At 36.0% G+C, this 26125-nt stretch carries 21 protein-coding genes; 19 read left to right on the forward strand and 2 right to left on the reverse strand.

Annotation, left to right across the window (positions count from 1 at the left end; genetic code table 11):
- The first annotated feature begins 14 nt into the window (after nucleotides 1-14).
- Nucleotides 15-830: a prohibitin family protein gene (locus BUE24_RS02015; protein ID WP_073313199.1), complete on the forward strand. Its 816-nt coding sequence runs from the start codon at nucleotides 15-17 to the stop codon at nucleotides 828-830.
- Nucleotides 831-1018: 188 nt separating this feature from the next.
- Nucleotides 1019-4813: a T9SS type A sorting domain-containing protein gene (locus tag BUE24_RS23565; RefSeq protein WP_084549356.1), complete on the forward strand. Its 3795-nt coding sequence runs from the start codon at nucleotides 1019-1021 to the stop codon at nucleotides 4811-4813.
- Nucleotides 4814-4960: 147 nt separating this feature from the next.
- Here BUE24_RS23565 and BUE24_RS02035 read toward each other — a convergent pair whose 3' ends face one another.
- The gene (locus BUE24_RS02035) at nucleotides 4961-5491 is read right to left on the reverse strand and encodes a hypothetical protein (RefSeq protein WP_073313202.1); all 531 of its coding nucleotides are present in this window, start codon (nucleotides 5489-5491) and stop codon (nucleotides 4961-4963) included.
- Nucleotides 5492-5503: 12 nt separating this feature from the next.
- Nucleotides 5504-6427, reverse strand: coding sequence for an OmpA family protein (locus BUE24_RS02040; RefSeq protein WP_073313206.1), 924 nt, complete (start codon nucleotides 6425-6427; stop codon nucleotides 5504-5506).
- 341 nt (nucleotides 6428-6768) lie between these two features.
- Between BUE24_RS02040 and hisG the strand changes: the two genes are divergently transcribed.
- From hisG to rpsA, 17 genes are all read left to right on the forward strand, one after another.
- On the forward strand, nucleotides 6769-7626 hold the full coding sequence (hisG, locus tag BUE24_RS02045; protein ID WP_073313209.1) for an ATP phosphoribosyltransferase: 858 nt from the start codon (nucleotides 6769-6771) through the stop codon (nucleotides 7624-7626).
- Between the two features lie 24 nt (nucleotides 7627-7650).
- Entirely contained in the window at nucleotides 7651-8070 is a 420-nt protein-coding gene (locus BUE24_RS02050) for a GNAT family N-acetyltransferase (protein WP_073313212.1), read from the forward strand.
- Between the two features lie 28 nt (nucleotides 8071-8098).
- Nucleotides 8099-9388: a histidinol dehydrogenase gene (gene hisD / locus BUE24_RS02055; protein ID WP_073313215.1), complete on the forward strand. Its 1290-nt coding sequence runs from the start codon at nucleotides 8099-8101 to the stop codon at nucleotides 9386-9388.
- Between the two features lie 10 nt (nucleotides 9389-9398).
- A complete protein-coding gene (locus BUE24_RS02060; protein ID WP_170864528.1) occupies nucleotides 9399-10238 on the forward strand; it encodes a DUF3667 domain-containing protein in 840 nt (279 codons plus the stop codon).
- Nucleotides 10239-10247: 9 nt separating this feature from the next.
- Complete coding sequence (hisC, locus tag BUE24_RS02065) at nucleotides 10248-11297, forward strand: histidinol-phosphate transaminase (protein ID WP_073313220.1); 1050 nt, start codon at nucleotides 10248-10250, stop codon at nucleotides 11295-11297.
- A 39-nt stretch (nucleotides 11298-11336) separates the two neighbouring features.
- The gene (hisB, locus tag BUE24_RS02070; protein ID WP_073313222.1) at nucleotides 11337-12473 is read left to right on the forward strand and encodes a bifunctional histidinol-phosphatase/imidazoleglycerol-phosphate dehydratase HisB; all 1137 of its coding nucleotides are present in this window, start codon (nucleotides 11337-11339) and stop codon (nucleotides 12471-12473) included.
- 35 nt (nucleotides 12474-12508) lie between these two features.
- Nucleotides 12509-13090: an imidazole glycerol phosphate synthase subunit HisH gene (gene hisH / locus BUE24_RS02075; protein ID WP_073313224.1), complete on the forward strand. Its 582-nt coding sequence runs from the start codon at nucleotides 12509-12511 to the stop codon at nucleotides 13088-13090.
- Nucleotides 13087-13815 carry a 1-(5-phosphoribosyl)-5-[(5-phosphoribosylamino)methylideneamino]imidazole-4-carboxamide isomerase gene (gene hisA, locus BUE24_RS02080; RefSeq protein WP_073313227.1) on the forward strand — a complete coding sequence of 243 codons (729 nt, stop codon included), beginning with the start codon at nucleotides 13087-13089 and terminating at the stop codon, nucleotides 13813-13815. The genes hisH and hisA overlap by 4 nt, the downstream gene beginning before the upstream one ends.
- A gap of 2 nt (nucleotides 13816-13817) precedes the next feature.
- On the forward strand, nucleotides 13818-14336 hold the full coding sequence (locus BUE24_RS02085; protein WP_073313230.1) for a DinB family protein: 519 nt from the start codon (nucleotides 13818-13820) through the stop codon (nucleotides 14334-14336).
- Entirely contained in the window at nucleotides 14336-15091 is a 756-nt protein-coding gene (gene hisF, locus BUE24_RS02090; protein ID WP_073313233.1) for an imidazole glycerol phosphate synthase subunit HisF, read from the forward strand. Before BUE24_RS02085 ends, hisF begins: the two co-directional genes overlap by 1 nt.
- A gap of 96 nt (nucleotides 15092-15187) precedes the next feature.
- Nucleotides 15188-15784: a bifunctional phosphoribosyl-AMP cyclohydrolase/phosphoribosyl-ATP diphosphatase HisIE gene (gene hisIE, locus BUE24_RS02095; protein WP_073313235.1), complete on the forward strand. Its 597-nt coding sequence runs from the start codon at nucleotides 15188-15190 to the stop codon at nucleotides 15782-15784.
- 99 nt (nucleotides 15785-15883) lie between these two features.
- The gene (locus tag BUE24_RS02100; protein WP_244548104.1) at nucleotides 15884-18694 is read left to right on the forward strand and encodes a T9SS type B sorting domain-containing protein; all 2811 of its coding nucleotides are present in this window, start codon (nucleotides 15884-15886) and stop codon (nucleotides 18692-18694) included.
- A gap of 3 nt (nucleotides 18695-18697) precedes the next feature.
- Nucleotides 18698-19612, forward strand: coding sequence for a PorP/SprF family type IX secretion system membrane protein (locus tag BUE24_RS02105; protein ID WP_073313237.1), 915 nt, complete (start codon nucleotides 18698-18700; stop codon nucleotides 19610-19612).
- Nucleotides 19613-21691, forward strand: a complete 2079-nt coding sequence (locus BUE24_RS02110; protein WP_073313241.1) for an OmpA family protein — start codon at nucleotides 19613-19615, stop codon at nucleotides 21689-21691.
- 119 nt (nucleotides 21692-21810) lie between these two features.
- Entirely contained in the window at nucleotides 21811-22527 is a 717-nt protein-coding gene (locus tag BUE24_RS02115; protein WP_073313244.1) for a hypothetical protein, read from the forward strand.
- Between the two features lie 153 nt (nucleotides 22528-22680).
- The gene (locus BUE24_RS02120; protein WP_073313247.1) at nucleotides 22681-24042 is read left to right on the forward strand and encodes a TlpA family protein disulfide reductase; all 1362 of its coding nucleotides are present in this window, start codon (nucleotides 22681-22683) and stop codon (nucleotides 24040-24042) included.
- A 218-nt stretch (nucleotides 24043-24260) separates the two neighbouring features.
- On the forward strand, nucleotides 24261-26060 hold the full coding sequence (gene rpsA / locus BUE24_RS02125) for a 30S ribosomal protein S1 (protein WP_073313251.1): 1800 nt from the start codon (nucleotides 24261-24263) through the stop codon (nucleotides 26058-26060).
- Nucleotides 26061-26125: the final 65 nt, after the last annotated feature.

The raw sequence follows: 26125 nt of genomic DNA on the forward strand, positions 1-26125 counted from the left end.
AACTCAAAATTATTATGGAAAAATTACCAAAAATAGGATTACCAATATTGATCCTTATTGTGTTAAGTATCGTTTTTATCTCTAAGTCTACTGTGACTATTGGTTCTGGAGAGGCTGGAGTATTATATAAGACTTTTGGGGGAGGTGTTGTAACAGAAAAGCCGCCATTAGGAGAAGGGTTTCATCTTGTGGCTCCTTGGAACAAAGTGATTGTTTATGAAGTAAGACAGCAAGAAGTATTTGAGAAAATGCAAGTATTATCATCTAATGGATTAGAGATTAAATTGGATGCCTCGGCGTGGTTCCAACCTGATTATGAGAAATTGGGACTATTACACCAGCAAAAGGGAGAGAATTATGTAAATAGAGTGCTGTTACCAACAATTAGATCTGCTGCTCGTAGTGTTGTAGGTAGATATACTCCAGAACAATTGTATTCTAGTAAGAGAGATGCTATTCAAAAAGAAATTTTTGAGGAGACCAAAAAGATTGTAGGCAATCAATTCATACAGCTTAATGAAGTTTTGGTTCGTGATGTAACTTTACCTCCTACGATAAAAGAAGCGATAGAAAGAAAGTTAAAGCAAGAGCAAGAAGCATTGGAGTATGAATTTAGACTAGAAAAAGCAAGGAAAGAGGCTGAAAGACAAAAAATTGATGCTGAAGGTAAAGCAACGGCCAACAGAATTTTGAATGAATCACTTACCGATAAAATTCTAAGAGAAAAAGGAATTCAGGCTACTTTAGAACTTTCCAAATCACCTAATGCAAAGGTAGTAGTGGTAGGGTCCGGAAAAGACGGAATGCCTTTAATTTTGGGAAATCAGTAGATATATAGTACACAAAATTCAGTTGTCAATTTGATAACTGAATTTTGTTATTTTCAATATATCTGATTTTAATTCGGGGATTTTATTAAATTCGCAATTCATATGTTAAGAAATGGGGTTTAAGGTGTTAATATTTGGTTAATTACCGTAATTCTTTTACTTTTAAGCCATAAACTCAACTTATTAATATGAAAAGAAAATTATTTCGCCCCATTGCACTGGGCCTAGGCTTGGTGGTTACACTTCTTATTTATACACTAACCGCCCCAAAAACAGAAAAATCCCAAAATCAAAATGATGACATTGTAAATTTGAGAGCACAACATGCAGAGCATTTGTCAAACAGTCCTTTCAAAAACACCTTACAATTATCAAAAAAAGAACGTAAAGCTCAAGGCTTACCTCCTAATAGGTATTTTGAGCAAATGTGGGAGTTAACGATGAACCCAAAAAGTGGTCGTACTCACCCAGAGAACATTTTTTCTCTTCAAGAACAGCTAAAAGCGAAATTTGCAAAAAGAGCTCCTGGAGATGATCCTAACAATCCATGGATAGAAAGAGGTCCTAATGATATAGGAGGTAGAACTCGTGCTATCATGTTTGATCCTAATGATTCATCCAACCGTCGAGTATTTGCTGGTGGTGTAAGTGGAGGTCTTTGGGTAAATGATAATATTACCTCGTCTACGTCTCAATGGAGTAGAGTACAAAATGTGCCAGGAAATCTATCAGTTACTTCGATTACTGTAGATCCAAGAAACTCCAATATCTGGTATGTAGGTACAGGAGAGCAATATACTGCTGGAGATGTGGTAGGTAACGGTGTTTATCGATCTACAGACGGTGGTAATAGCTGGCAGGCACTTAGTATTCCTGCTGCCGGAGCTGCTACTTTTAGTTTTAATGCAAATAACTTATTCCTTTCAGGGTTGTTTTATGTAAATGACGTTGTAGCTTGGAATAATACATCACAGAATCGTACCGAATTATTTGTTGGAGTTGGTGCTCATGTGTATGGAGATGCTAGTAACCCTTCAAATTGGTTAGGTTTACAAACTGCAGGTTTATATAGATCTGTAGATGGAGGTTCTACCTGGAGTCGTATTGAGTCTTCAAACTTAGCATTTGACTTCCAGGGAACGAACTATTATATGATCCCTAATGATTTTGAAGTAGGAGCAGATAATACATTATGGATGGGAACCATCACAACTCCAGGTATTGGAGGTGGAGGTGGAGGAAGAGTCTTCAGTTCTACTAATGGTGGTACTTGGACCGAAGCAGCTGCCTCTCCTTTAACAGATTCTAATCGTGTAGAAATTGAGGTTTCTGCAACAGATGCTAACAAATTGTATGCACTTACACAAGGATCTACAGACCCAGTACATATTTATAGAACAACAAATAAATTTGCTTCGGTTACTGAAACTGCGCTACCTAATGATGCAGATGGTGGTATCCCAGCAAACGATTTTACCAGAGGACAGGCATTTTATGATTTAATGATCGAGGCTGATCCTAATAACGATGATATTGTTTATGTAGGAGGTATTGATTTATTTAGATCTACCAATAGTGGTAACTCTTGGAGTCAAATTTCAAAATGGTCTAACAATTCTGGGTTAGCAAGTCTTAGTGTATCACTTGTACATGCTGATCAACATGCAATGACCTTCAGACCAGGAAACTCTAACCAAGCGATTTTTGGTAATGATGGTGGAGTATATTATGCATCTGATTTATCTCGAGGTTCTACTTCAAGTGTATTTGGAGCTAGAAATAGCAATTTCAATGTAACACAGTATGTAAAAGCAGGTATCGGTCCAAACGGAACAAATGATGTTACTGGTATTTTTACTGCAGGTGCGCAGGATAACGGTTCTCAAGCGTTTAGAAATGCTTCAGCCGGAATTAATGGTTCAGAAGAATTATCTGATGGAGATGGATTCTATACGTTTGTAGATAAAGATGGGCAGTACATGACTGCAACTTTTACAAATAACGTAATTTATAGATATAACTTACCATGGGATGGTAGAGGAAGAAGACAAGGTGGAGCGACTACTATTCTTAATGAAAGAACAACAGGAGATTTCGTAAACCAAATGGGATACGATAGTGATGCTAATTTCTTATTATCGAATGCATCTTCAGGTGGTTCGTTCTCGATCAAAACTATCGACGTTGCTCGTAATCGTAACGATAATATTACCAATACTGTTTTAACAGCAAAACCAACGGCATTTATTGCTTCTCCTTTTGCTAATAATACTTGGTATGTAGGAGCAGCAGATGGAAAATTATTCAGACTTACTAATGTTGGTTTGGGTACAGCTTCTTGGACAGAGATTACTACACCATTTGTAGGTTCGGTTTCTTCGGTAAGATTAGGAGCTACTGCAAATGATATCATGGTATCTATCCATAACTATGGTGTAACCAGTGTTTGGTTCTCTAATGACGGAGGAGCAAATTGGTTGAATAAGGAAGGTAACTTACCAGATATTCCAGTTAGAGATATCCTTCAAAATCCATTAGATAGAAATGAAGTCATCCTAGCTACACAATTAGGTGTTTGGGTAACAACTAACTTTAATGAAGCTAACCCAAACTGGGAGCAAGCGTATAATGGAATGAGTGACGCAAGTGTAACTTCATTTGATTATTGGGCTAAAAATGGAAATGATAATGATAATGTAATAATTGCATCTACTTATGGTAGAGGAGTGTTCACTGGATCATTTACATCTAATGCAGTTGCAGATACACAAGTCCCAAGTACTCCAACAGGTTTATCAGCTTCAAATATCGCTGAAACTACTTTGACTTTAAGTTGGAATGCTGCTACGGATAACGTTGGAGTTGTAGGGTACGATATCTATCAAGGAAACTCTGTTTTAGGATCAGTTACTGGAACAACTGCTAATATCACTGGGTTAACAGCGAATACTGCATATCAATTCAGAGTAAAAGCTAAAGATGCTGCTGGTAATGAGTCTGGTTTCAGTAATACAGCTTCTGCTACCACAACTGGTGGATCAACAGGAGGTTCTGGTTGTGTGTCAGGAATTTCTTCATTCCCATACAACGAAGGATTCGAAAACACGATTGGATCATGGAGCCAATCTACAGCAGATGACCTAAATTGGACTGTAGACGCAAGTGGAACTCCATCTAGAGATACAGGACCATCTTCTGCTACTCAAGGAAGCTTCTATATTTTTGTTGAGGCTTCTGGTAACGGAACAGGTTTCCCAAATAAACAAGCAATAATTACTTCCCCTTGTTTTGATCTATCTGGACTTAGTGCTGCTACGTTCTCATTCAGCTATCATATGTTTGGAGCTAATGATATGGGGAGTATTTCGTTAGAAGTAAGTGACGATAACGGTTCTTCTTGGACAAGTGTTTGGAGTGAGACGGGTAACAAAGGAAACTCTTGGTTAAATGCAAGTGTGGACTTAGCATCCTACGTTGGAGAAAGTATTCAAGTACGATTTAATAGAATTACAGGTGGTACATGGCAAGCGGATATCGCTATAGACAATGTTTCTATATCTTCTGGGGGAGGAACATCTACACCACCAGCAGATATTTGTGCGGGAGTTGCAGAATATGATAGTTCAAGAGCTTACAGTGCCGGAGACCAGGTAACATTTAGAGGATCGTTGTATGAAAGAACAACTACAGGTTGGATTAACTTGGGTACTTGTGGTTCGACTACAGCAGCGGTAGCCGGTACTTTTGTGGATCTTAATGATTTTGATATGTCATTAGCAATTACCTTGTATCCAAACCCGGCTAAGAATAACTTATTCATAGCAAGTGCAAACACCAATACTAAAGCATACAGCATCTTTAACACGCTAGGGCAACTAGTTGACGAAGGAAATGCTGAAAATGCTATTGATGTTTCACAACTTCAAAATGGATTATATACTATAGTAATTAATGGACAAACTCAACGATTTATTAAAAACTAACATATAGTGTACTAATTATAGTAGGAAAGCCTTGAATACTTGTATTCAAGGCTTTTTCATTTGTACTCATTTATCTTCTGAAATGAGGAATAAAAAAAGCCTTCATGTATCATGAAGACCCAGCGAAATAGGTAATGGTTAGTGTTACTATTTCTGCTTTAATTTTTCTGCTTGTTTGGTCCAATGATCTCTCTCAATTCGACCGGGGAAAAATTGAATAAGTTGTGTAACTGTTTCAATATCCTCGGCGGTAAATCGGCTAATTTGATCAAACGTGTAAATCCCTATTCCGTTTAATTTTTCCTCAATAAATGGACCAATACCACTTATTAACTTCAAATCATCCTTTTGAGAAGCATCTGCTTCACCAAAACTAGCAAAATTCAATTTAGGTTGCTCTCCTGTATGAGCTGGTGTACTCGAAATAGGAATACCACCTTGATCTCTGGTTTTAATCGCTTTAATTTCAGTTTCTGAAGAAGCTTTGTTCGAGAATGTCGATTTGGCTTTAGTATATTCGGCATTTTTCAATATCGAATTTTGTCGTTGACATTCTTCGAGTTCAGCTTTGTATTTATTTTTTAGTGCCCATCGGGATAATAGCCATCCTAACAAAAATGCTAGGAATAGTAGTAAAAGCAGACACCACCAATTGGCTTCGTTTAAAAATTCTAACATAGTTGTGGTTATTTAATTTACAATGATTTCTATTCTTCTGTTTTTTGCTCTGTTTTCTTCACTGGTATTAGGAACAATAGGATTAGATTCTCCTTTTGAAGTAGCCTTTACCTTATTAGCGTCGATTCCTTGAGATATTAAATACTGTCGTACATTATTGGCGCGCTGTTGTCCAAACCAGAGATTAGCTTCCTCGTCTCCAACATCATCGGTATGCCCAATCACGCGTACGCTTTTATCTGGATATTTGTTGAGATAGCTCTTCAATTCCAGAGTGTAGTTAGATAACGTAGCATCAGGTTTGAATGTCTTCTCACCAAAATTGGAATATAAGGTTCTGTTAGCTACACTTTTCTCTACTTCAACAGTACGTTCTTCGGTTAATGTTTTAAAAAGTAATGAAATACCTCCTGTATGATTACCATCAGCATTGTATTCATAATCTTTTACCTCGCTAGAAGTACTTATTCTATCAGAATTAATCCCTGATTTTATGAATAAGTCTTTCATAAAAGTGGCTCGAGCCAATCCAAGTTCATCTTCTGTGTTGTTTTCCTCTGAGGTTTCATAACCAGTAATCAAAAGTTCTTTGTTTTGATTTTTTCCGAGATAATCCGCAACCAAATCGCCAATATCAGCAACGGCATCTGGTATAAATACATCACCGTTTTTGTTATTGATTTGAAGTTGACCTTTGAGAGTTAGTGCATCTTGATCGTCATCATCTTTGATAACAAAATTGAGTTTCTGTTGTTCGATAGCGGCAATGCTATCTTCGTAAGCTTTCCTTGCAGCAGCTTCGCGTTCGAGTCTAATTTTCTCCTCGTTTTTTAGGTTTTGTCCGGTTTCCCGAGCGCACCAATCGCAAGAATAATACCACCACATTGCCAGCCATGCGAATAGCAAAAAGATAAGAAATGAAATGATTTTTTTCATAAGTTGTTGATTAGTATTGTCTTTTAAAGTTATAAAAATGTTTATAATCAACCTATTACGCCAAATAATTATTGAAGATTTATGCTGATAAAAAGATTAATAACAAAAAATTAAGTTGAAATGCATTTTGAAAACATATTTTTTTATAAATTCGCGAAGTATTAGAAAACAATGAGAAACATATTTATACATCATCACCATTCAAACATATTCGCTCAGGCGTGGTAGGTTTGGTATGTGTATATAACAAATAAATAAAAACCCGTTTGAGCAATTCAAACGGGTTTTTTGTTTTCTATCAACTCGTTTGGTTTGATCTAACACAACAACAAAAAATTAAAATGTCAAAAATTAAAATTGCTATTCAGAAAAGCGGTCGGCTTAATGAAGACTCTGTAAAAATTCTAAAAGATTGCGGTATTTCAATTGATAATGGGAAAGATCAATTAAAAGCACAGACTCGCAATTTTCCTATGGAGGTAATGTTTCTTCGAAACGGAGATATCCCTCAATATTTAAGAGATGGAGTAGTGGATATTGCTATTATAGGAGAAAATGTGCTGATAGAAAAAGGACAGGATATTTCTATAGCTGAACGTTTAAATTTTTCTAAATGTAAAGTTTCTCTGGCGGTACCCAAAGAATTTGAATACAATTCTATTCAGGATTTGGATGGTAAAAAAATTGCAACTTCTTACCCCAATACAGTAAATCAATTCCTGGCACAAAAGGGAATCACTGCAGAGCTTCACCAGATATCTGGATCTGTAGAAATTGCACCTAATATTGGTCTTGCAGATGCAATCTGTGATATCGTGTCTAGTGGTAGTACCTTGTTCAAAAACAATCTAAAAGAGGTAGAAGTAATGTTAACTTCTGAGGCAGTACTAGCAGTTTCTCCAAAAATTTCTGAGGAGTCTAAAAAGATTTTGGAAAAACTACAATTCAGAATACAAGCAGTTCTAAAAGCACGAAATTCAAAATACGTACTGTTGAATGCTCCTAATGAGAAAATAGAAAATATCGTTAAAATATTACCTGGAATGCGAAGTCCAACGGTATTACCATTGGCGGAAAAAGGATGGAGTTCGATACATACCGTAGTAGAAAAGAATAAGTTCTGGGATATCCTCGACGAACTAAAATCTGAAGGAGCTGAAGGAATATTGGTTTGCCCAATAGAAAAAATGGTGCTTTAATAATCACAATAGACTTAGATCATCATGTACACCATTTCCTTAATACCAAATAGCAATATAGATAGTATACTACCACTCCTACAAGAGTTGAATCCTAAAGTGGAATTGAAAACCTTAAAGGCTCGTTTAGACGATATGCTACAATCTAATTATGAGTGTGTTGGGGTTTATGATCAAAATAAATTAATTGGTGTTTCTGGTTTGTGGTTCTTAACCAAGTATTATGTGGGGAAACATGTAGAACCAGATAATGTTTACATTCTTCCAGAATACCAAGGCAAAGGAATCGGAAAGTTATTGATGAATTGGATATTTGATTATGCCAGAAGTAAAGGATGCGTAGCTTCCGAACTAAACTGTTATGTAAATAATACTTCTGGACAGAAGTTTTGGTTGGATCAAGGTTATGAATTGATAGCCTATCACTATCAAAAACAATTATAAATTCGACCAATTAATAGTAAAAGAACAAATGAAAAAAATATATAATCCAGAAATAAAAGAGTGGGGAGAACTATTAAAACGACCTACTCAAACTATAGCAGATATTGAAGACACTGTCTTGCAGATTTTTGATGAAGTAAAAGCTGAAGGGGATGAAGTTATTAATGCGTATACTCAAAAATTTGACAAGGTGGCTATCCAAAACATCTTGGTTACTCCTGCTGAAGTGGAAGAAGCAAAGATGCTGATCGATGAGGAACTCAAAACGGCTATATTATTGGCAAAATCCAATATCGAAGCATTTCATAATGCACAAAGAACAGAGCGAGTAGCAGTAGATACGACTGATGGAGTTTCTTGTTGGCAGGAAAAGAGGGCAATACAAAAAGTAGGACTTTATATTCCTGGGGGAACAGCCCCTTTATTTTCAACGATTTTGATGCTCGCTGTTCCGGCAAACTTGGCAGGATGCAAAGAGATTGTGTTGTGTTCTCCACCAAATGCTGAAGGTAAAATCCACCCCGCAATATTATTTACTGCAGATTTGTGTGGTGTAACAACAATCTGTAAAGCAGGTGGAATTCAAGCCGTAGCAGGGATGACGTTTGGAACCCGATCTATTCCTAAAGTTTATAAAATTTTTGGTCCGGGTAACCAGTTCGTTACCGTAGCCAAACAACTGGCAACCAAATTTGGTGTGGCCATAGATATGCCTGCTGGCCCTAGTGAATTATTAGTGGTAGCTGATGATAGTGCAAATCCTGCTTTTGTTGCTTCGGATTTATTGAGCCAAGCAGAGCACGGTAAGGACAGTCAGGTTATTTTGGTATCTACTTCAAAAAGTATGATCGAATTGGTAGAAAAAGAAGTGGCAGGGCAATTAGAAAAGTTACCGAGAAAAGAGATTGCAACGGCAGCTATAGAAAACTCTAAATTGATTTATGTAGAAAATGATCAAATAGCCTTGGACTTAATTAATGAATATGGGCCAGAACACTTTATTGTTTGTGTAGCGAATGAAGATTTCTATGTAGATCAGATCGTTAATGCAGGATCTGTTTTTATTGGTAATTATACACCAGAGAGTGCAGGGGATTACGCTTCTGGAACCAATCATACCTTGCCTACAAATGGCTATGCAAAGCAATATAGCGGTGTGAACCTGGATAGCTTTATGAAATCCATGACATTTCAAAAAATATCAAAACAAGGAATAAAGAACATAGGAAATGCTATTGAGTTGATGGCTGAAGCAGAGGGGCTTCAAGCACACAAAAATGCAGTCACTTTGCGACTACAAAGCCTATCAGAAAATTAAAATTATTGGGATGAATTGTAAAAATTGTGGACATCAATTAGAAGAAGGATTAGGGTACTGTAATAATTGCGGAGCCAAGGTGATTAGTGAAAGGATTACTTTGAAACAATTGCGAAACGATTTTTTTAATGATGTTTTGGGATTGGATAATCTGTTTTTAAGAACCATAAGAATTTTTGTAGTAGCACCATATCAGGTGATTTTGGATTATGTTGCTGGTACAAGAAAACGATACATTAATCCATTTGCTTTTTTAGCGATTGTAGCCGCGATTTCAACATTTGTATTTAATACTTTTTCAGAGGAGTACATTAGTCGGATAGATTTAACTCAAGATGAATCGATGTATGAAGACATATTTGCCATGATCAATCCAGGAAGGGATAAAAACTCTGCAGAATATCAACAAGAGTATATTGAGTATAGAGATTCTTCTATTGAAGCAAGTAGAAACATGTATACCTTATTATTACGTTATTTTAATATTTCGGTGTTCTTGTTTACACCGGTATATGCTCTTTTAGCTTTTTTGGTGTTTGGCAGCAAACCATTTAATTATGGAGAACATTTGGTAGCAAATGCCTACCTGGTGGCCTTTGGGTTGTTGATAGGAACTTTGTTTTTCTTGGCTTCTGTCGCAATACATCCATCTATATATATGTATAGCTCGATTATCACCATTGCATATTATTTGATTAGTTATAAAAAAATAGCAGAACTATCCATTAAAGGAATCCTGTTTAAATTTTTAAAATTCATTTTATTGAGTATTGGGTTTTTAATCGTGATTGGTTTTGTAGCTGTTATACTAGGGTTTTTAGGAGCATTAATTTATAATAAGTTATCGTAAAATACGACAATGAAAAAAATAGAATTTGATATAAACAGAATTGTAAGAGATAATGTAAAAGGCTTACTGCCTTACTCATCAGCAAGAGATGAATATGTTAGTGATGGGTCAGATATGATTTTTTTGGATGCCAACGAAAATCCTTACGAAAATGGAGTGAATCGTTATCCGGATCCTCAGCAGCGCAGTCTTAAAGATGCTTTGGCAACTCAAAAAGGAGTGTCGAGTAATCATATGTTGTTAGGTAATGGCAGTGATGAAGTGCTGGATCTTATTTTTAGGGCATTTTGTGAGCCAAAAAAAGATAATATCATCACATTACCACCGACATATGGGATGTACAAAGTATTAGCTAATACCAATGATATAGAGGAAAAAAGAGTGTTGTTAACAGAGGATTTTCAGCCTGATCTACCCGGAATTTTTGGTGCTGTAGATGAAAATTCGAAGATCATCTTTTTGTGTTCACCCAATAATCCTACAGGAAACTCTTTTGATCCTAAAAAAATAGAAACTATTCTAGAATCATTCAATGGTTTGGTAGTAGTTGACGAAGCTTATATTGATTTTTCTAAAAAGGAAAGCTGGGTGTCAAATCTTACAAAGTATCCCAATTTGATAGTTACACAAACTTTATCTAAGGCTTATGGTCTTGCTGGGATACGTTTAGGGATTTGCTATGCCTCTGAAGAGATTGTCCAAATTTTAAACAAAATAAAACCGCCTTATAATGTCAATGAATTGACACAGCAAAGGGCTTTGGATCGTGTATTGGATCAGAAAAAAGTAAAAACAGAGATCAGCAATATCCTAGAAGGAAGAGAAAGCCTGGTTAGGGCTCTGTCAGCTGTAGCTTTTGTAGAGACTATATATGATACCGATGCTAATTTTGTTTTAGCAAAAGTTGATGATGCTGACAAGCGATATGCGCAATTATTAGCAAAAGGTATCGTAGTTAGAAATAGAAGCACACAACCTTTATGCGAAAATACCCTGCGGTTTACAGTAGGGACTGAAACAGAAAATAAAAAATTAATTAAAACCTTGCAAAACTTGTAAAGTAACATTTCAGATTTAAGCTTTACATTATATCTAGACATGAAAAAGAAAGTATTATTTATAGATAGAGACGGAACAATCATAAAAGAAACAGTAGACGAGCAAATAGATGCATTCGAAAAGATGATCTTTTACCCAAAGGCATTTACTTATTTGGGGAAAATTGCTAAAGAACTGGATTATGAGCTAGTAATGATTACCAATCAAGATGGTTTGGGGACAGATGTGTTTCCAGAAGATACCTTCTGGCCAGTACATAATTTTATTTTGAAGTCTTTTGAAAACGAAGGAGTAGTATTCAATAAAGTGTTTTTGGATAGAACATTCCCGCATGAGAATGCCAATACCAGAAAACCAGGTACTGGGTTACTTACGGAATATTTTTCGGATGATTATGATCTGGAAAATTCCTTCGTGATAGGAGATCGCCTTACCGATATGGAATTAGCCAAAAATCTAGGCGCCAAAGGGATATTTATAAACGATAATACCAACTTGGGAACTGGAGAAATAACCATCAATACAAAAGAGCTTGACGAGTATATTGCTTTAGAAAGTAATGATTGGCAACGTATTTACGAGTTTCTAAAATTAGAGGATCGCGTCGCAGAAATTGCTAGAAAAACCAATGAGACGGATATTTTTATTCAGTTGAATTTGGATGGTACTGGAAAGAGTGATATCTCTACTGGATTAGAATTTTTTGATCACATGTTAGATCAGATTGCTCGCCATGGGCAAATGGATTTGGTCATCAAAGTCAAAGGAGACCTGGAAGTTGATGAGCATCATACTATTGAAGATACTGCTATTGCATTGGGAGAGGTTTTCTCAAAAGCGCTAGCGGATAAATTAGGTATCGAACGTTATGGGTTCTGTTTGCCAATGGATGATTGCCTGGCACAGGTTGCTATTGATTTTGGAGGACGGAACTGGTTAGTTTGGGAGGCAGATTTCAAAAGAGAAATGATCGGTAAAATGCCAACAGAGATGTTTTTCCATTTCTTTAAGTCTTTTACAGACGGTGCAAAAGCAAATTTAAATATCAAAGCCGAAGGGGTGAACGAACACCATAAGATTGAAGCTATTTTTAAAGCTTTTGCCAAAGCCATTAAAGTGGCGGTAAAAAGAGATCCGGAAAAAATGATTTTGCCAAGCACAAAAGGAATGTTGTAAAACAAAACAAGCTGTATAATCTTTTTGATAAACACATGAAAATAGTAATTATAAACTACGGGGCTGGAAATATTCAATCTATAAAGTTTGCAATTCAACGATTGGGATATGAAGCAGTTTTAAGCAATGATCCCGAAGAGATACAACAAGCCGATAAGGTAATTTTTCCTGGGGTAGGAGAAGCAAGTAGTGCTATGCAAAAGCTTAAAGAATCTGGGTTAGATACTTTGGTTCCAAAATTGAAACAACCCGTATTAGGTATTTGTTTGGGGATGCAGTTAATGTGCAACTATACCGAAGAAGGAGACACCAGGGGGCTAGCAATTTTTGATACCAATGTGTTACGATTTAACCACGGGGTGAAAGTGCCTCAAATTGGCTGGAATCAAATAGAAGAATTGAAATCACCATTGTTCAAAGATGTTACTGAAAAGGAATACATCTATTTGGTGCATAGCTATTATGCACCTATTACTGAAGAGACGGTAGCACAATCCACTTATGGAATAGCTTACAGCACTGCATTACAGAAAAATAACTTTTATGGAACCCAATTTCACCCAGAAAAGAGTAGTGATGTTGGTGAACAAATATTAAAGAACTTCTTAGAATTATGAGAATTATACCAGCTATAGATATTATCGAGGGCAAATGTGTTCGTCTTTCAAAAGGCGATTACGCAACCAAAAAGATATATAACGAAAATCCACTTGAAGTTGCAAAAATGTTCGAAGACCACGGAATACAATATTTGCACTTAGTAGATTTGGATGGAGCCAAATCAAAACATATTGTAAACCACAAAGTCTTAGAACAAATCGCAACCAAAACCAATCTGAAAATTGATTTTGGAGGAGGATTAAAAACAGACGAAGATCTTAGAATAGCCTTCGAAAGTGGTGCGAATCAAATCACAGGAGGGAGTATTGCGGTAAAAGATCCAGATACTTTTACCTCTTGGTTACAGCGTTTCGGAGAAGACCGCATTATTCTGGGTGCCGATGCTCAAAATGAGAAAATAGCTGTGAGTGGATGGCTGGAAGAAAGCAACAAGGAGTTGATTCCTTTCATCAAAGAGTATCGAGAAAAAGGAATTACTTATGTGATTTGTACGGATATTAGTAAAGATGGAATGTTGCAAGGGCCTTCTTTTGATCTTTATGAAAAAATCTTAAGTGAAACCGAAGGAGTGAAATTGATTGCTTCTGGTGGTATTTCTGATTTTGAAGAACTCCCTAGACTAGCTGAACTAGGAAGCGAGGGAACTATCATCGGTAAGGCGATTTATGAGAATAAAATTAGCCTTACTCAATTAGAAAATTTCATTCTTTCAAGAGCATAAATATGGAAGAGAAAGTCGCAAAAGAATTCGTAGAACAGATCATCTATAGATGGGATGAAAGTACAAGAATGATCGGATTAAGTTTTGAACAACTTGATAAAGAAGATATTTGGAAAAAACCAACATCAAACTCAAATAGTGTTGGTAGCCTCATACTTCATTTGTGTGGTAACATTACCCAATATGCAATTTCTTCTTTGGGAAATACTGAGGACCAAAGAGCAAGAGATGAGGAGTTTGCCGCCAAAGGAGGGGTAAGCAAAGACGAATTGTGGAGTAAGCTACAAGAAACTGTTGAAAAGGCTAAACAAACACTTCGTAACATTTCAACATCAGAATTGCTTAGAGAGCGAGAGGTGCAAGGATTTACGTTTTCGGGAATAGGTATTGCAATTCATGTTGCTGAACATTACTCGTACCATACAGGACAAATAGCGTTTTGGACGAAACAACTCAAAGACAAATCCAACTTAGGGTTTTATGATGGAATAGATTTGAATATTAAAAACAAAAATGACTGATGCTTACTAAAAGAATAATTCCTTGTTTGGATATAAAAAACGGAAGGACAGTAAAGGGAGTAAATTTTGTAGACCTAAGAGATGCTGGTGATCCTGTTGAATTGGCAGATGTATATTCAAAAGCTGGTGCAGATGAATTGGTTTTCCTAGATATTTCTGCTACAGAAGAAAGGCGTAAAACCCTGGCCGATTTGGTACTTCGAGTAGCAGAGAAGGTGAATATTCCTTTTACAGTAGGAGGAGGGATATCGTCTATAGAGGATGTAGATATTTTATTACAAAATGGAGCAGATAAGGTTTCTGTTAACTCTTCGGCAGTGAAAAACCCTGATTTGATCAATGAATTGGCTGGTAAATTTGGGAGTCAATGTATAACAGTAGCTATCGATGCAAAAAAGATTGACGGGGAATGGAAAGTGCATTTGGTAGGAGGAAAAGTACCTACAGAACTTAATCTTTTTGAATGGGCTAAAGAAGTAGAACAAAGGGGGGCGGGAGAGATCTTGTTTACCTCAATGGATCATGATGGTACCAAAGATGGATTTGCCAATGAAGCTTTGGCCAAATTGTCTGAAGAATTGAATATTCCAATAATTGCTTCAGGTGGAGCGGGTAACATTTTACACTTTGTAGACACCTTTAATAAAGGGAAGTCTGATGCAGCTTTGGCAGCAAGTGTTTTTCATTTTAAAGAAATAGAAATCAGTGATTTAAAGCAGGAATTAAAAAACAATGATATTCCGGTTAGAATTTGATCAAGTGACCTTTTAAGAGAAAAATAGGTGTTGTCGCAAAAAAATAAATTAAAAATTTAGAAAAAATGCTGCATACGCAGCTAGTAATAGTAAAGCATGGAAATAGACTTCAATAAAAATAGTGATGGATTAGTGCCAGCAATCATTCAAGATGCAAAGACCAAGAATGTTTTAATGTTGGGATATATGGATCAGGAGGCTTATGATAAAACGATTACACTTAAAAAAGTTACTTTTTTTAGTAGATCAAAAAATAGGTTATGGACCAAAGGAGAAGAGAGTGGTAATTTTTTGCATCTAATCGATATAAAAGTGGATTGTGATAAGGATACGTTGTTAGTGTCTGTTAAACCAGAAGGTCCAACTTGTCATACCGGTACAGATACTTGTTGGAACGATAAGAATGTTCAAAAGTATGGTTTCTTAACAGAACTGGAAGAAGTAATTCGAAATCGAAAGGAGAATCAGGATAATGAAAAATCGTATGTAGCCTCATTATTTAAAAAAGGAATTAATAAGGTAGCTCAAAAAGTAGGAGAGGAAGCAGTAGAGGTGGTCATCGAAGCTAAAGATGATAATGAAGAACTGTTTTTGAACGAAAGTGCAGATTTACTCTTTCACTATTTAATATTGCTACAAGCCAAAGGATATAAATTAAATGATATAGTAAACGTTTTGCAATCAAGAAGTTGAGTATTTTGACCTAAACAATCGATTAAAAGCAAAATTTACCGACAAAAACTTGTTTTGTTAACAAAATGTTATAATTTCGTAGACCTAAACCAACTAATTTTGAAACATAACAAAGGTGAATTACAGTATGTTTTTGGGAAACCTATTGTAAAAATACTCTTAATCGGGCTGTTGTTTTTTGCCCAACGTTCTTTTTCCCAATGTGTCAATCCAGGGCTCATTACCATAGAGAAATGCGATATGGAAACTATCGATTTTGATATGAATGGTGATCCGGACGGAATTATTAATATCTATGATGAAACCGGTACTACACCAGCAGATGGTACTTGGTCTATAAGTCCTAGATTTAGTGTGGCTTTCGATGCTACTACTGGTAACCTGTCTACTTGGGATTTACAATTTTCTACAACAGCAACAACACCAAATAACTATTTTTTCGAACTAAGAAATGCAGTTTGCGGGGATGTGCCTATTCGCACAGCCAGATTGTTTTTGGGGCCATATTCAGGAGTTACTTTGGCTCCTTTTGGTACACTGAATGTAAATGTAGAGGCGTGTGATAATGAAACTTTTGATTTGTTTAATGCGCTTACTTCAGATGCACTTAATCCACCTCCTCATCTTAACGGAGAATGGATATATAATGGGAGTAGTCCAAATTTCTTATCGCTTAGCGGTTCCATGTTTGCTGCAAGAATACCTTATCAACCCGGACTTCCGTTGGTAGATCAAGAAGTGTTTGAATTTACTTATCGAGTACCGGGATTAACACCGTGCGATCCTTCTGAAGAAACTACAGTACGAATCTCAATGATACGCCAGGTAGATTCTGGAGGATCAGATACCACAGAAATTTGCGAGTCTGATGTATTAGCAGGAGTATATGACGCTGATATCGATTTAAGAGATGATCAGTTTTTATTAGGAGAGGATATAGAAGGGTATTGGAGTATAGCGGATCCAACTGGGCAAATAGCAGATGAAAACGACTCTATGGTAAATCTTAGAGCTGTATATGAGCAAATTGTAGATGGAGGAAACAACCTGCGATTTGGTTGCGAAACTGTAGACTACACCTATAATGTAGATCAAAGATCTGGAGTGTGTACTGATAGAAATACCTCGGTGTCTTTTACTTTTTATGAACAGTTGAGATCATTTAGTCAATCTGCTGCAGCTCCAAGATTGTGTAGAAATACTTCTGGAAGCCTTAATCTATTTGACTTGTTAGAATTTACTAACGAAGGAGGTTTTGACTTCACATATGATAATAGTTTTTATGTAAACTGGAGATTGGTTTCTGGTCCGTCATCTTTGGGTTTAATAGAACAGCCAGATTTGTTGATAGATTTCGATACCAGTATTGATTATTACCTGGGGACTGTTAATTTATCATTAGCACCGCCAGGAGTGTATACTTTCGAATTTGGAGTAACACCAGATATTAATTGTCCTTCTCCGGATCAAATTTGCGATCCTTTTATTACGGATCCATTAGATCCGACCTTCTCTAATAACCCATGTGCTATTTTAACAACACAGGTGGTTATAGAAGTATTGGCTTTTGATTATGCAGGTGAAGATACCGATGATATTGATCTTTGTGCCTCTCTGGGACAGGTTGATCTTATTAGTCTTTTGAATACTAATGGTACAGATACTGTGGTGGATACAGGAGTTTGGACAGATGGATCGGGTGCTACTATTAATAATGATTTTGTTTTTCCAGATATAGCAGTATCTCAGGTTTTTAATTTTACATATACAACGACGAGTAGTTCGGGATGTGTTGAGCAAGCTGATCTAGAATTTACGGTGTACGCTGTGCCTGATGCTGGCGAGAATAACGAGTTTCGGGTTTGTTCTGATAATCTAAGTCTTTCTCTTTTTGATTTACTAGGGGGTACTCCAGATACAACCGGTACGTGGACAGGTCCTTTTGGATATGTTTCTACCGATCATTTAGGAACTTTTGATATCAATGATGAAACCTTGCCAATATTGGGACCAGGAAATTATACCTATACTGTACCTGCTAATCCTGGATGTCCAGATGAAGATACAGCGATTGTAAGAATTATTGTTGTAGAGCCTCAAACGATTGGAAATGACAGGGCAGATAGCTTTTGTAAAATTGATGGAAGAGTAAATTTATTTACTCTTTTGGATAGAGATACTCCAAGAACCGGAGTTTTTGAAGATACAGATGGTACAGGAGCGCTTTCGCCAGAAGGAGTTTTAGAATTCGAGACGTTGACTAACGAGATTTATAACTTCAGATATGTGGTAACCAATGCAGTGCCTTGTGATGAATCATCGCTTAATGTTGCTGTTCAAATTGTGGATTTGCCAGAACCGAATGTTCCGGATCAGGAATTTTGTATTCTGGATGCAGCTAGATTAGATGATATCGAAGTAGATGTGCTTAATTTTAATTGGTATACTTCGTTAGAAAGTGATATGCCAATTATAGATAATCCAATCCTATTAGATAATCAATTGTTGTATATCGCCAATGTGGATGTGGACAATTGTGAGTCTGAAAGAGTGGCAGTCAATATTAATATCTTAAATACAGGTGAGCGTTCTTCTAGTGGAGAGTTATGTACTCTAGATTTTCAGGACGGGGTTTCTCCTAATGGAGATAATCAAAATGACACTTTTGACCTTTTTATAGAAGATGTGTATAACATCCCTGAAGCGTTTCCAGATTTTGATCTCAAGATCTATAACCGATACGGAAGTTTGGTATACGAAGGCAATCGGGATACCGAAGAATTTAGAGGAGAAAGTAACACTTCGGTACGACTAGGAGATGATCTTCCATCGGGAACATACTTCTATATTTTTACACCTAATTTTGAAAACAATTTACCAATACAAGGTAGTTTCTACCTAAGCAGATAATCAATGAAAAAAATAATTTTTAGTTTGGCCTTGGTTCTCTGCTCGGTAGCGTATGCACAGCAGGAACCTCAGTATTCTCAGTACATGTATAATATGAGTACAGTAAATCCTGGGTATGTAACCAATCAAAGTGGTTTGATCTCTACGGGATTACTATATCGCAGACAATGGACAGGGATCGAAGGAAGTCCCGAGACTACCAATGTTTTTGGAAATATCCCTTTGAGTGAAAAAATTGAATTAAGTGTCAATTATGTAAATGATAAAATTGGAGATGCTATTCCGGTAGTGAATGATTATATCAATTTGGATTTTGCATACATCACCAGAATATCTGATCAGGCAAAGTTGTCCTACGGGCTTAAAGCAGGGATAAATAATTTCAGAATAGATCCTTCAGGGTCTGATGTGGCCGATGATCCCGCGTTTAGAGATAATACCTCTACGACTCAATTGAATATTGGAGCTGGAGTCTACTTGTTTACTAGTAATTTTTATGCAGGTCTTTCTTCTCCAAATTTGTTGCCGAGTGATATTGATATTGATGGGATAGGAGTATCGCAAACCAAAACACATATTTATGGTATTGCAGGTTACGTTTTTGATTTTGTAGACGAAGTAAAGCTAAAACCCTCTTTTGTAGTAAAACAGGTTATTGATTCGCCACTTACGTTTGATATATCCTTAAACTCTTTGATTTATGATAAGTTTGAGCTTGGGGTTTCGTATCGATATACAGATTCATTTATAGCTCTTGCCGGATTTAATATTACTCAGAACCTCAAAGTGGGGTATTCTTATGATTTTAGTGTAAGCGAATTAAGCGGATTTAATAATGGAAGTCATGAAATAGTATTGTTATATAATTTCGACCTTCTACGATTTGGTAATCAACATACTTCACCAAGATTTTTCTAGATGACAAAGACAAAGATATTTATACTGCTACTAGTAACGTTTCAATTTGCTTTTTCTCAGAAAAAAAGTAGAGCAGATCGTTTTTTTGAACAAGGTGATTATATAAACGCGGCCTTGCAATACGAACAACAGCTTAATCAAGAAGGATATACCAAGCACATATTAAATAATATCTCTACATCTTATTACCGTACTTTTAAGTTTAGAAAAGCCTATCGGTATTTAAAGGTGCTTACTTCTGGAAAGTTTTATGATCGTGATAAAACCTATGATAATAAGTACAATTTTATGATGTATCAGGTATTGTCTGCTTTAGGAGAATATGATAAGTCTATTCCTTATCTGAAGTTGTATGCTGGTAATAACTCTGATGATACCGTTGATAAAGAGGATGTGATCTCAACGATAGAGAATTTTAAGTTGAAGGATGACGATTATAAGGTAAAGTCAGTGTCTTTTAATTCTGATGCAGCTGATTTTGGAGCTGTCAAAAGGGATAGTATTGTCTATTTCGTTACCGATAGAAGTCCTCATAGTGCACTTGATAAAAATTATAAATGGACACATCGTCCTTTCTTGGATATCTACCAGATTGCAGTTAATGAGAAGAATATCCCAACAAACGAAGCAACGACACTATCCAAAGAAGTAAACTCCAAGCTGCATGAGGGTAATTTTTGTTTTACCAAGGATGGAAATACGATGTATCTCTCCAAAAGTAATTCAGAAAAAGGGAAGAAAAAATTTGATAGTGTACGAAAAAATTCAGTGCACTTATACAAGGCTAATAAAGTAGATGGAACCTGGTCTACACCAGAAAAGTTAGTATTCAATAATGTAAATTATTCTATAGAGCACCCGGCGTTATCTCCTGATGGGTCTAAATTATATTTTGCGTCCAATATGCCTGGTGGTTACGGTGATTTCGATATTTATTATGTAGATGTTGATGTTGACGGAACCTATGGAAAGCCCGTGAATTTGGGCCCTGTTATCAATACCAAAAACAGAGAGCAATTTCCTTTTATTTCAGACAAAGGCCATTTATTCTTTGCTTCAAATGGTCATTTAGGACTGGGGATGATGGATAATTTTGTTTCAGAATTAAAGAAAGAAGAGTTTACCAAACCTATCAATCTAGGTGCGCCTATTAATTCTAGCTATGACGATTTTTCTATGGCGTATTATAACGAAACTGATGGTTTCTTTGCATCCAATAGAAAAAAAGTAGGAGATGATATTTATTCATTTTCACAAATAGGGGAAATATTTCCAAAAGAATACATAGCTCGCTTTGAGGTTAGGGATTATGCATCTGAGAGTTATATCCCTAATGCAGAGGTGATTTTGTATGATGAAGATAATGAGAAGTTGTATGAAAGTCAGTTAGATTCTATTGCAGGTTTTGAAATGAAACTCTTTTCTGGGAAGTACAATTTCAAAGCATCTGCCTTTGGTTATAAAACGCGAACAAAGCCGGTTTTGGTAAAAGAAAAGCAGAGCGAAACCTATGTGGTCTATCTGGATAGGGATAAGCAACGAGAAAAAATTGCAGAGAACACCGACCAGATAAGCGTAAAAGACAGTATCAATATCAGAAATCAAAATACGGTAACCAGTAGTAATACCCGAACCAAAGAAGAAGAGATTTCTAAAGAAAAACTTAGAGAACTGTTATTAAATGATAGTGAAGGCCCTCCTGTAGTTGAAAAAAATGGGAAACTGTATTTTGAAATGCCGCCAATTTATTTTGACTACGATAAGTGGAATATCCGATCAGATTCTAAAAAAGTACTGGACAAACTAGCACAGAAACTAGAAAAGTATAAGACCGTATATATTAAAATTAGTTCACATACCGATAGCCGAGGTACCGCATCATATAATCAACTCCTATCAGAACGAAGGGCAGAGTCTACACGTAACTATTTGGCGTTGATCGGATATGTAAATGCCAGAAGAATGCAATTTGTTGGTTTTGGAGAATCCGTTCCTTTGATCAGTTGCGAGGATAAGGTTTGTACTGAAGAAGAGCACCAAACCAATAGAAGAAGTGAGTTTGAGATTGTGAAATACTAGAAGTAACGCTTGTAGAAAGATAATCAGATTTATGAAATTGATATAAGACTGTTTTTTGCTGGTGGGAAATAGATTTAGTTTTGAGATAAATAGAATTACAAAACTTAAAATTAAAATCTATGAATACTAAATCAATTAAAGTTGTATTGCTACTTTTATCATTTGTTATAATTAGTTGTCAAGTAGATAACGATGAGAATGAAATTATATCCAGTGATCTACAGGAGTTCATTGTATTAAACAATCTAGAACCATTAGAAAAAGGTAGCTCTGAAGCCATAAAATTTAATTCCATTGAAGAAGCACAAAAGTTCGTGGATGATTTTAGAAAAAGTACGAGATCTATCGATGTTTCTAAAATTGTTACTACTGCATTTAGCGGGGGCAATTTAGGTAGTTCAAAATCTTCAGGACCTTTTAAAGCTCTTGGTTCGGTAACAGTAGAGCTGTATAAAGCTCCACTTCCTTCACTATTTAAGATAGAAGCGGATATCGTTTATCCTTATTGCACAGGTGATGGGGCTATTTTTAATGATTTGGCAAATTTTAGCGTAAATTCATATTTAACGGGAACTACGATAAATACGACTTGGGACCCAACAACCGAAGTGGCAAACTACCGTACTACGAGATCTATGTTTTATACAGTTAAGGGTAATTTAATAATAGAAACAGAGGTTATGGGAACCACATTAAGAGTGTCCGAACGACTCGGGTTTGTTAATGGAGTGGCAGGAAATCCTCAATTAGGAGATAATAGTGGTAGTTGTGAGCCACCTACGGGAGGAGATGATGGTCATGGTGGAGATTGTCCAAACGGTAGTGAAACACGTTAATACTCTTTTCAATATATTTTATTCCTACCAAAGAAGAAGAGGACCAAACCAATAGGAGAAGTGAGTCTGAAATTATGAAATATTAGATCATATTAACTATAAGATTAAAACAATAAATGTATTTTTATAGGTAATAAACAAAAACTTACTCTCATGAATAAACTATGGATGCTTTTGATATGCATTGTCTTTGTGGCTTGCCAAAAGGAAGTAAAAAAGGATTACGCTCTATTTTCTGGCAAGGTAATAGGAAACGCTGACGAAGTTAGAATTTTTGGTAACGATTTTGAATATAAAATTCCAATTGCAGAGGATGGTACTTTTTCTGACACTTTGAAAATTGATGTAGAAGGATACTACGATTACAACATCGGTAAAGAATATTCAGCTATATATCTTACCAAAGGAGCTGATCTAAACTTAACCATCGATACTAGTCAATTTGACGAATCAATTGCCTACACAGGAGTAGGGTCGGGTGAAAATAACTTTTTGGCCGAGAAATACTTGAAGATTGAAGAGATGACAGCAGATATGAAAGCGTTCTTTTCTTTAGAGCCTGAAGCGTACAAAAAAAAGTCTAAAGCACTTAAGAATGAGATCCAAAACTTATTAGATAGTAAGAGAGAATTGAATGTTGATTTTGTTCAATCAGAAACCTTAAGTAATACATATACTCACGTAGGAAGGCTTTTTGATTATGAAGGGGGGCATAAATACTATACCAAAAAAGAGGAGTTAGAGCTTCCTGAAGATTTTTTTGTAGAAGCAAAGGAAATAGATTTTACTGATGAGAATAAGTATCAAACCTTACCTCAGTACAAAAATTTAGTAAGAGGATATCTTCAACGAAGCCTGTCAGATTTAGAGAAAAAATATGACGATGATACACCAAAAGCATTACAAGAATTGGTAGGAGGAATGCCAGCTGATAGCAAGATAAAAGAAGCTTTCTTGCAAAACATGTCATTTTATATGGCGTATTCAGACAAACTTGATCAATTGTACGCGGTATTAAAAACTACTCCAAACCAAGAGCATCAAAAAGAGTTTGAAAGACAATACAAGATCTATAAAACGCTGGTCAAAGGAAAACCTTCACCTTCTTTTGAATATGAGAACTTTAAAGGTGGGTCTACAGCTTTGGGAGATCTAAAAGGGAAATACGTGTATATGGACATTTGGGCAACCTGGTGCGGTCCTTGCAAAAAGGAAATTCCATTTTTGAAAAAATTGGAAGAGAATTATCACAATAAAAACATAGAATTTGTAAGTATTTCTATCGATCGCAAAAAGGATTATGATGCTTGGAAGCAAATGGTCGAGGACAAAGAACTTGGCGGTATTCAGTTAATTGCGGATAAGGATTGGAAATCTGATTTTGTAATGAACTATGGTATAAAAGGTATTCCTAGATTTATTTTGGTGGATCCCGAAGGAAAAATAGTGAGTGCCAACGCGCCAAGACCGTCTAATCCAAAGTTAATCGATCTATTTGATGAACTAGAAATATAGCTTTCTAATCCATCAGAAAATATATAGCCCGAAATATTCGGGCTTTTTTTATAATCTTTGTTCTAGTGTGTTGTTTTATAATATATTAAATTGTACTTTTGCACTCCTTTTTGGCGAGTAAGAAAGTAGAAAAGGATTTTTATAAAACGAATTATAACGCTTCTGTGAAGTTTTCGCTTTAACTTTCAAATATTTACAGAATACAAATTTTATCTTCAATGTCTGAAGAAACAAAAAACACAGACGTTCAGGAAGTTTCTCCGCAACAAGCGAATCCTGAGCAATTTCTAAAAGAATTTAACTGGCACAACTACGAAGAAGGAATCGATCCTATTGCTGACTCTAAATTAGAAGAGTTTGAAAAATTGGTTGCTGAAAATTTTGTAGATACTTTAAATGATGAAGTAGTAATGGGAACAGTAATCAACATTACTGATCGTGATGCTATTATCGACATCAATGCCAAAAGTGAAGGAGTTATTTCGTTAAATGAATTTCGTTATAACCCAGATTTAAAAGTAGGTGACAAAGTAGAAGTATTAATTGATGTACGTGAAGACGCTACTGGTCAGTTGATCCTTTCTCACCGTAAAGCTCGTGTAATCAAAGCATGGGATAGAGTAAATGCAGCTCATGACTCTGGTGAAATCGTAAATGGTTTCGTAAAGTGTAGAACTAAAGGAGGTATGATCGTAGACGTTTTCGGAATCGAAGCGTTCTTACCAGGTTCTCAAATTGATGTGAAGCCAATTAGAGATTATGATGCATATGTTGGAAAGACAATGGAATTCAAAGTGGTAAAAATCAACCACGAATTCAAAAACGTTGTTGTTTCTCACAAAGCGCTTATCGAAGCTGATATCGAAGAGCAGAAGAAAGAAATTATTGGTCAATTAGAAAAAGGTCAAGTATTAGAAGGTACTGTTAAGAATGTTACTTCTTACGGTGTATTCGTTGATCTTGGAGGAGTTGACGGACTTATCCATATTACTGACCTTTCTTGGTCAAGAATTAACCATCCAAACGAGATCGTTGAGTTGGATCAGAAATTGAATGTTGTAATCTTAGACTTTGATGAGGCTAAGACTCGTATTCAATTAGGTCTTAAGCAATTGAAGCCACACCCATGGGAGGCTCTTGACAAAGATCTTAAAGTAGGAGATAAGGTTAAAGGAAAAGTAGTAGTAATCGCAGATTACGGTGCATTTATCGAAGTAGAAGAAGGAGTAGAAGGATTAATCCACGTTTCTGAAATGTCTTGGTCAACTCACTTGCGTTCGGCTCAGGATTTCGTAAAAGTTGGAGATGAAGTAGAAGCAGTAGTACTTACTTTGGATAGAGAAGAGCGTAAGATGTCTCTTGGTATCAAGCAATTGACTCCAGATCCATGGACAGATATTACTACCAAGTACCCTGTAGGATCTAAGCATTCTGGTATCGTACGTAACTTCACTAACTTCGGTGTATTCGTGGAGCTAGAAGAAGGAATCGATGGATTGATTTATATCTCTGACCTTTCTTGGACTAAGAAAATCAAACATCCATCAGACTTTACTAATGTTGGTGATACTCTTGATGTAATCGTTCTTGAATTGGATGTTGAAGGTCGTAAATTAAGTTTAGGACACAAACAAACTGAAGAGAATCCTTGGGATAAGTACGAAACTGAGTTTGGTTTAGGTACTAAGCACACTGCTAAGATTGCTGAAATCGTAGACAAAGGAGCGACTATCGATTTTAACGAAGATATCGTTGCATTTGTTCCTTCTCGTCACTTAGAGAAAGAAGATGGAAGCAAACTTAAAAAAGGAGAAGAAGCAGAATTCCAAATCATTGAATTCAGTAAAGAATTCAAGAGAGTAGTTGCTTCTCACACCGCTTTATTCAAGGAAGAAGAAGCTAAGATTGTTAAGCAAGCGGCTAAGAAAGCTGCCTCTAGTGCGGCAGAAAAGACTACGCTTGGTGATATCGACGCTTTAGCAGATCTTAAAGCTAAAATGGAAAAAGGAGGAAACTAGACTTTTCTTACTTTTTAAATCATAAAAGGCTGTTCGTAAGAGCAGCCTTTTTTCTTTACCATATA

This window comes from Aquimarina spongiae, from assembly GCF_900141785.1.
Classification (GTDB): Bacteria; Bacteroidota; Bacteroidia; order Flavobacteriales; family Flavobacteriaceae; genus Aquimarina; species Aquimarina spongiae.

Bases quoted from the DNA above. Each gene is read 5' to 3' on its own strand.
- BUE24_RS02015 (WP_073313199.1), top strand. From the start codon at position 15: ATGGAAAAATTACCAAAAATAGGATTACCAATATTGATCCTTATTGTG.
- BUE24_RS23565 (WP_084549356.1), top strand. From the start codon at position 1,019: ATGAAAAGAAAATTATTTCGCCCCATTGCACTGGGCCTAGGCTTGGTG.
- BUE24_RS02035 (WP_073313202.1), bottom strand. From the start codon at position 5,491: ATGTTAGAATTTTTAAACGAAGCCAATTGGTGGTGTCTGCTTTTACTA.
- BUE24_RS02040 (WP_073313206.1), bottom strand. From the start codon at position 6,427: ATGAAAAAAATCATTTCATTTCTTATCTTTTTGCTATTCGCATGGCTG.
- hisG (WP_073313209.1), top strand. From the start codon at position 6,769: ATGTCAAAAATTAAAATTGCTATTCAGAAAAGCGGTCGGCTTAATGAA.
- BUE24_RS02050 (WP_073313212.1), top strand. From the start codon at position 7,651: ATGTACACCATTTCCTTAATACCAAATAGCAATATAGATAGTATACTA.
- hisD (WP_073313215.1), top strand. From the start codon at position 8,099: ATGAAAAAAATATATAATCCAGAAATAAAAGAGTGGGGAGAACTATTA.
- BUE24_RS02060 (WP_170864528.1), top strand. From the start codon at position 9,399: ATGAATTGTAAAAATTGTGGACATCAATTAGAAGAAGGATTAGGGTAC.
- hisC (WP_073313220.1), top strand. From the start codon at position 10,248: ATGAAAAAAATAGAATTTGATATAAACAGAATTGTAAGAGATAATGTA.
- hisB (WP_073313222.1), top strand. From the start codon at position 11,337: ATGAAAAAGAAAGTATTATTTATAGATAGAGACGGAACAATCATAAAA.
- hisH (WP_073313224.1), top strand. From the start codon at position 12,509: ATGAAAATAGTAATTATAAACTACGGGGCTGGAAATATTCAATCTATA.
- hisA (WP_073313227.1), top strand. From the start codon at position 13,087: ATGAGAATTATACCAGCTATAGATATTATCGAGGGCAAATGTGTTCGT.
- BUE24_RS02085 (WP_073313230.1), top strand. From the start codon at position 13,818: ATGGAAGAGAAAGTCGCAAAAGAATTCGTAGAACAGATCATCTATAGA.
- hisF (WP_073313233.1), top strand. From the start codon at position 14,336: ATGCTTACTAAAAGAATAATTCCTTGTTTGGATATAAAAAACGGAAGG.
- hisIE (WP_073313235.1), top strand. From the start codon at position 15,188: ATGGAAATAGACTTCAATAAAAATAGTGATGGATTAGTGCCAGCAATC.
- BUE24_RS02105 (WP_073313237.1), top strand. From the start codon at position 18,698: ATGAAAAAAATAATTTTTAGTTTGGCCTTGGTTCTCTGCTCGGTAGCG.
- BUE24_RS02110 (WP_073313241.1), top strand. From the start codon at position 19,613: ATGACAAAGACAAAGATATTTATACTGCTACTAGTAACGTTTCAATTT.
- BUE24_RS02115 (WP_073313244.1), top strand. From the start codon at position 21,811: ATGAATACTAAATCAATTAAAGTTGTATTGCTACTTTTATCATTTGTT.
- BUE24_RS02120 (WP_073313247.1), top strand. From the start codon at position 22,681: ATGAATAAACTATGGATGCTTTTGATATGCATTGTCTTTGTGGCTTGC.
- rpsA (WP_073313251.1), top strand. From the start codon at position 24,261: ATGTCTGAAGAAACAAAAAACACAGACGTTCAGGAAGTTTCTCCGCAA.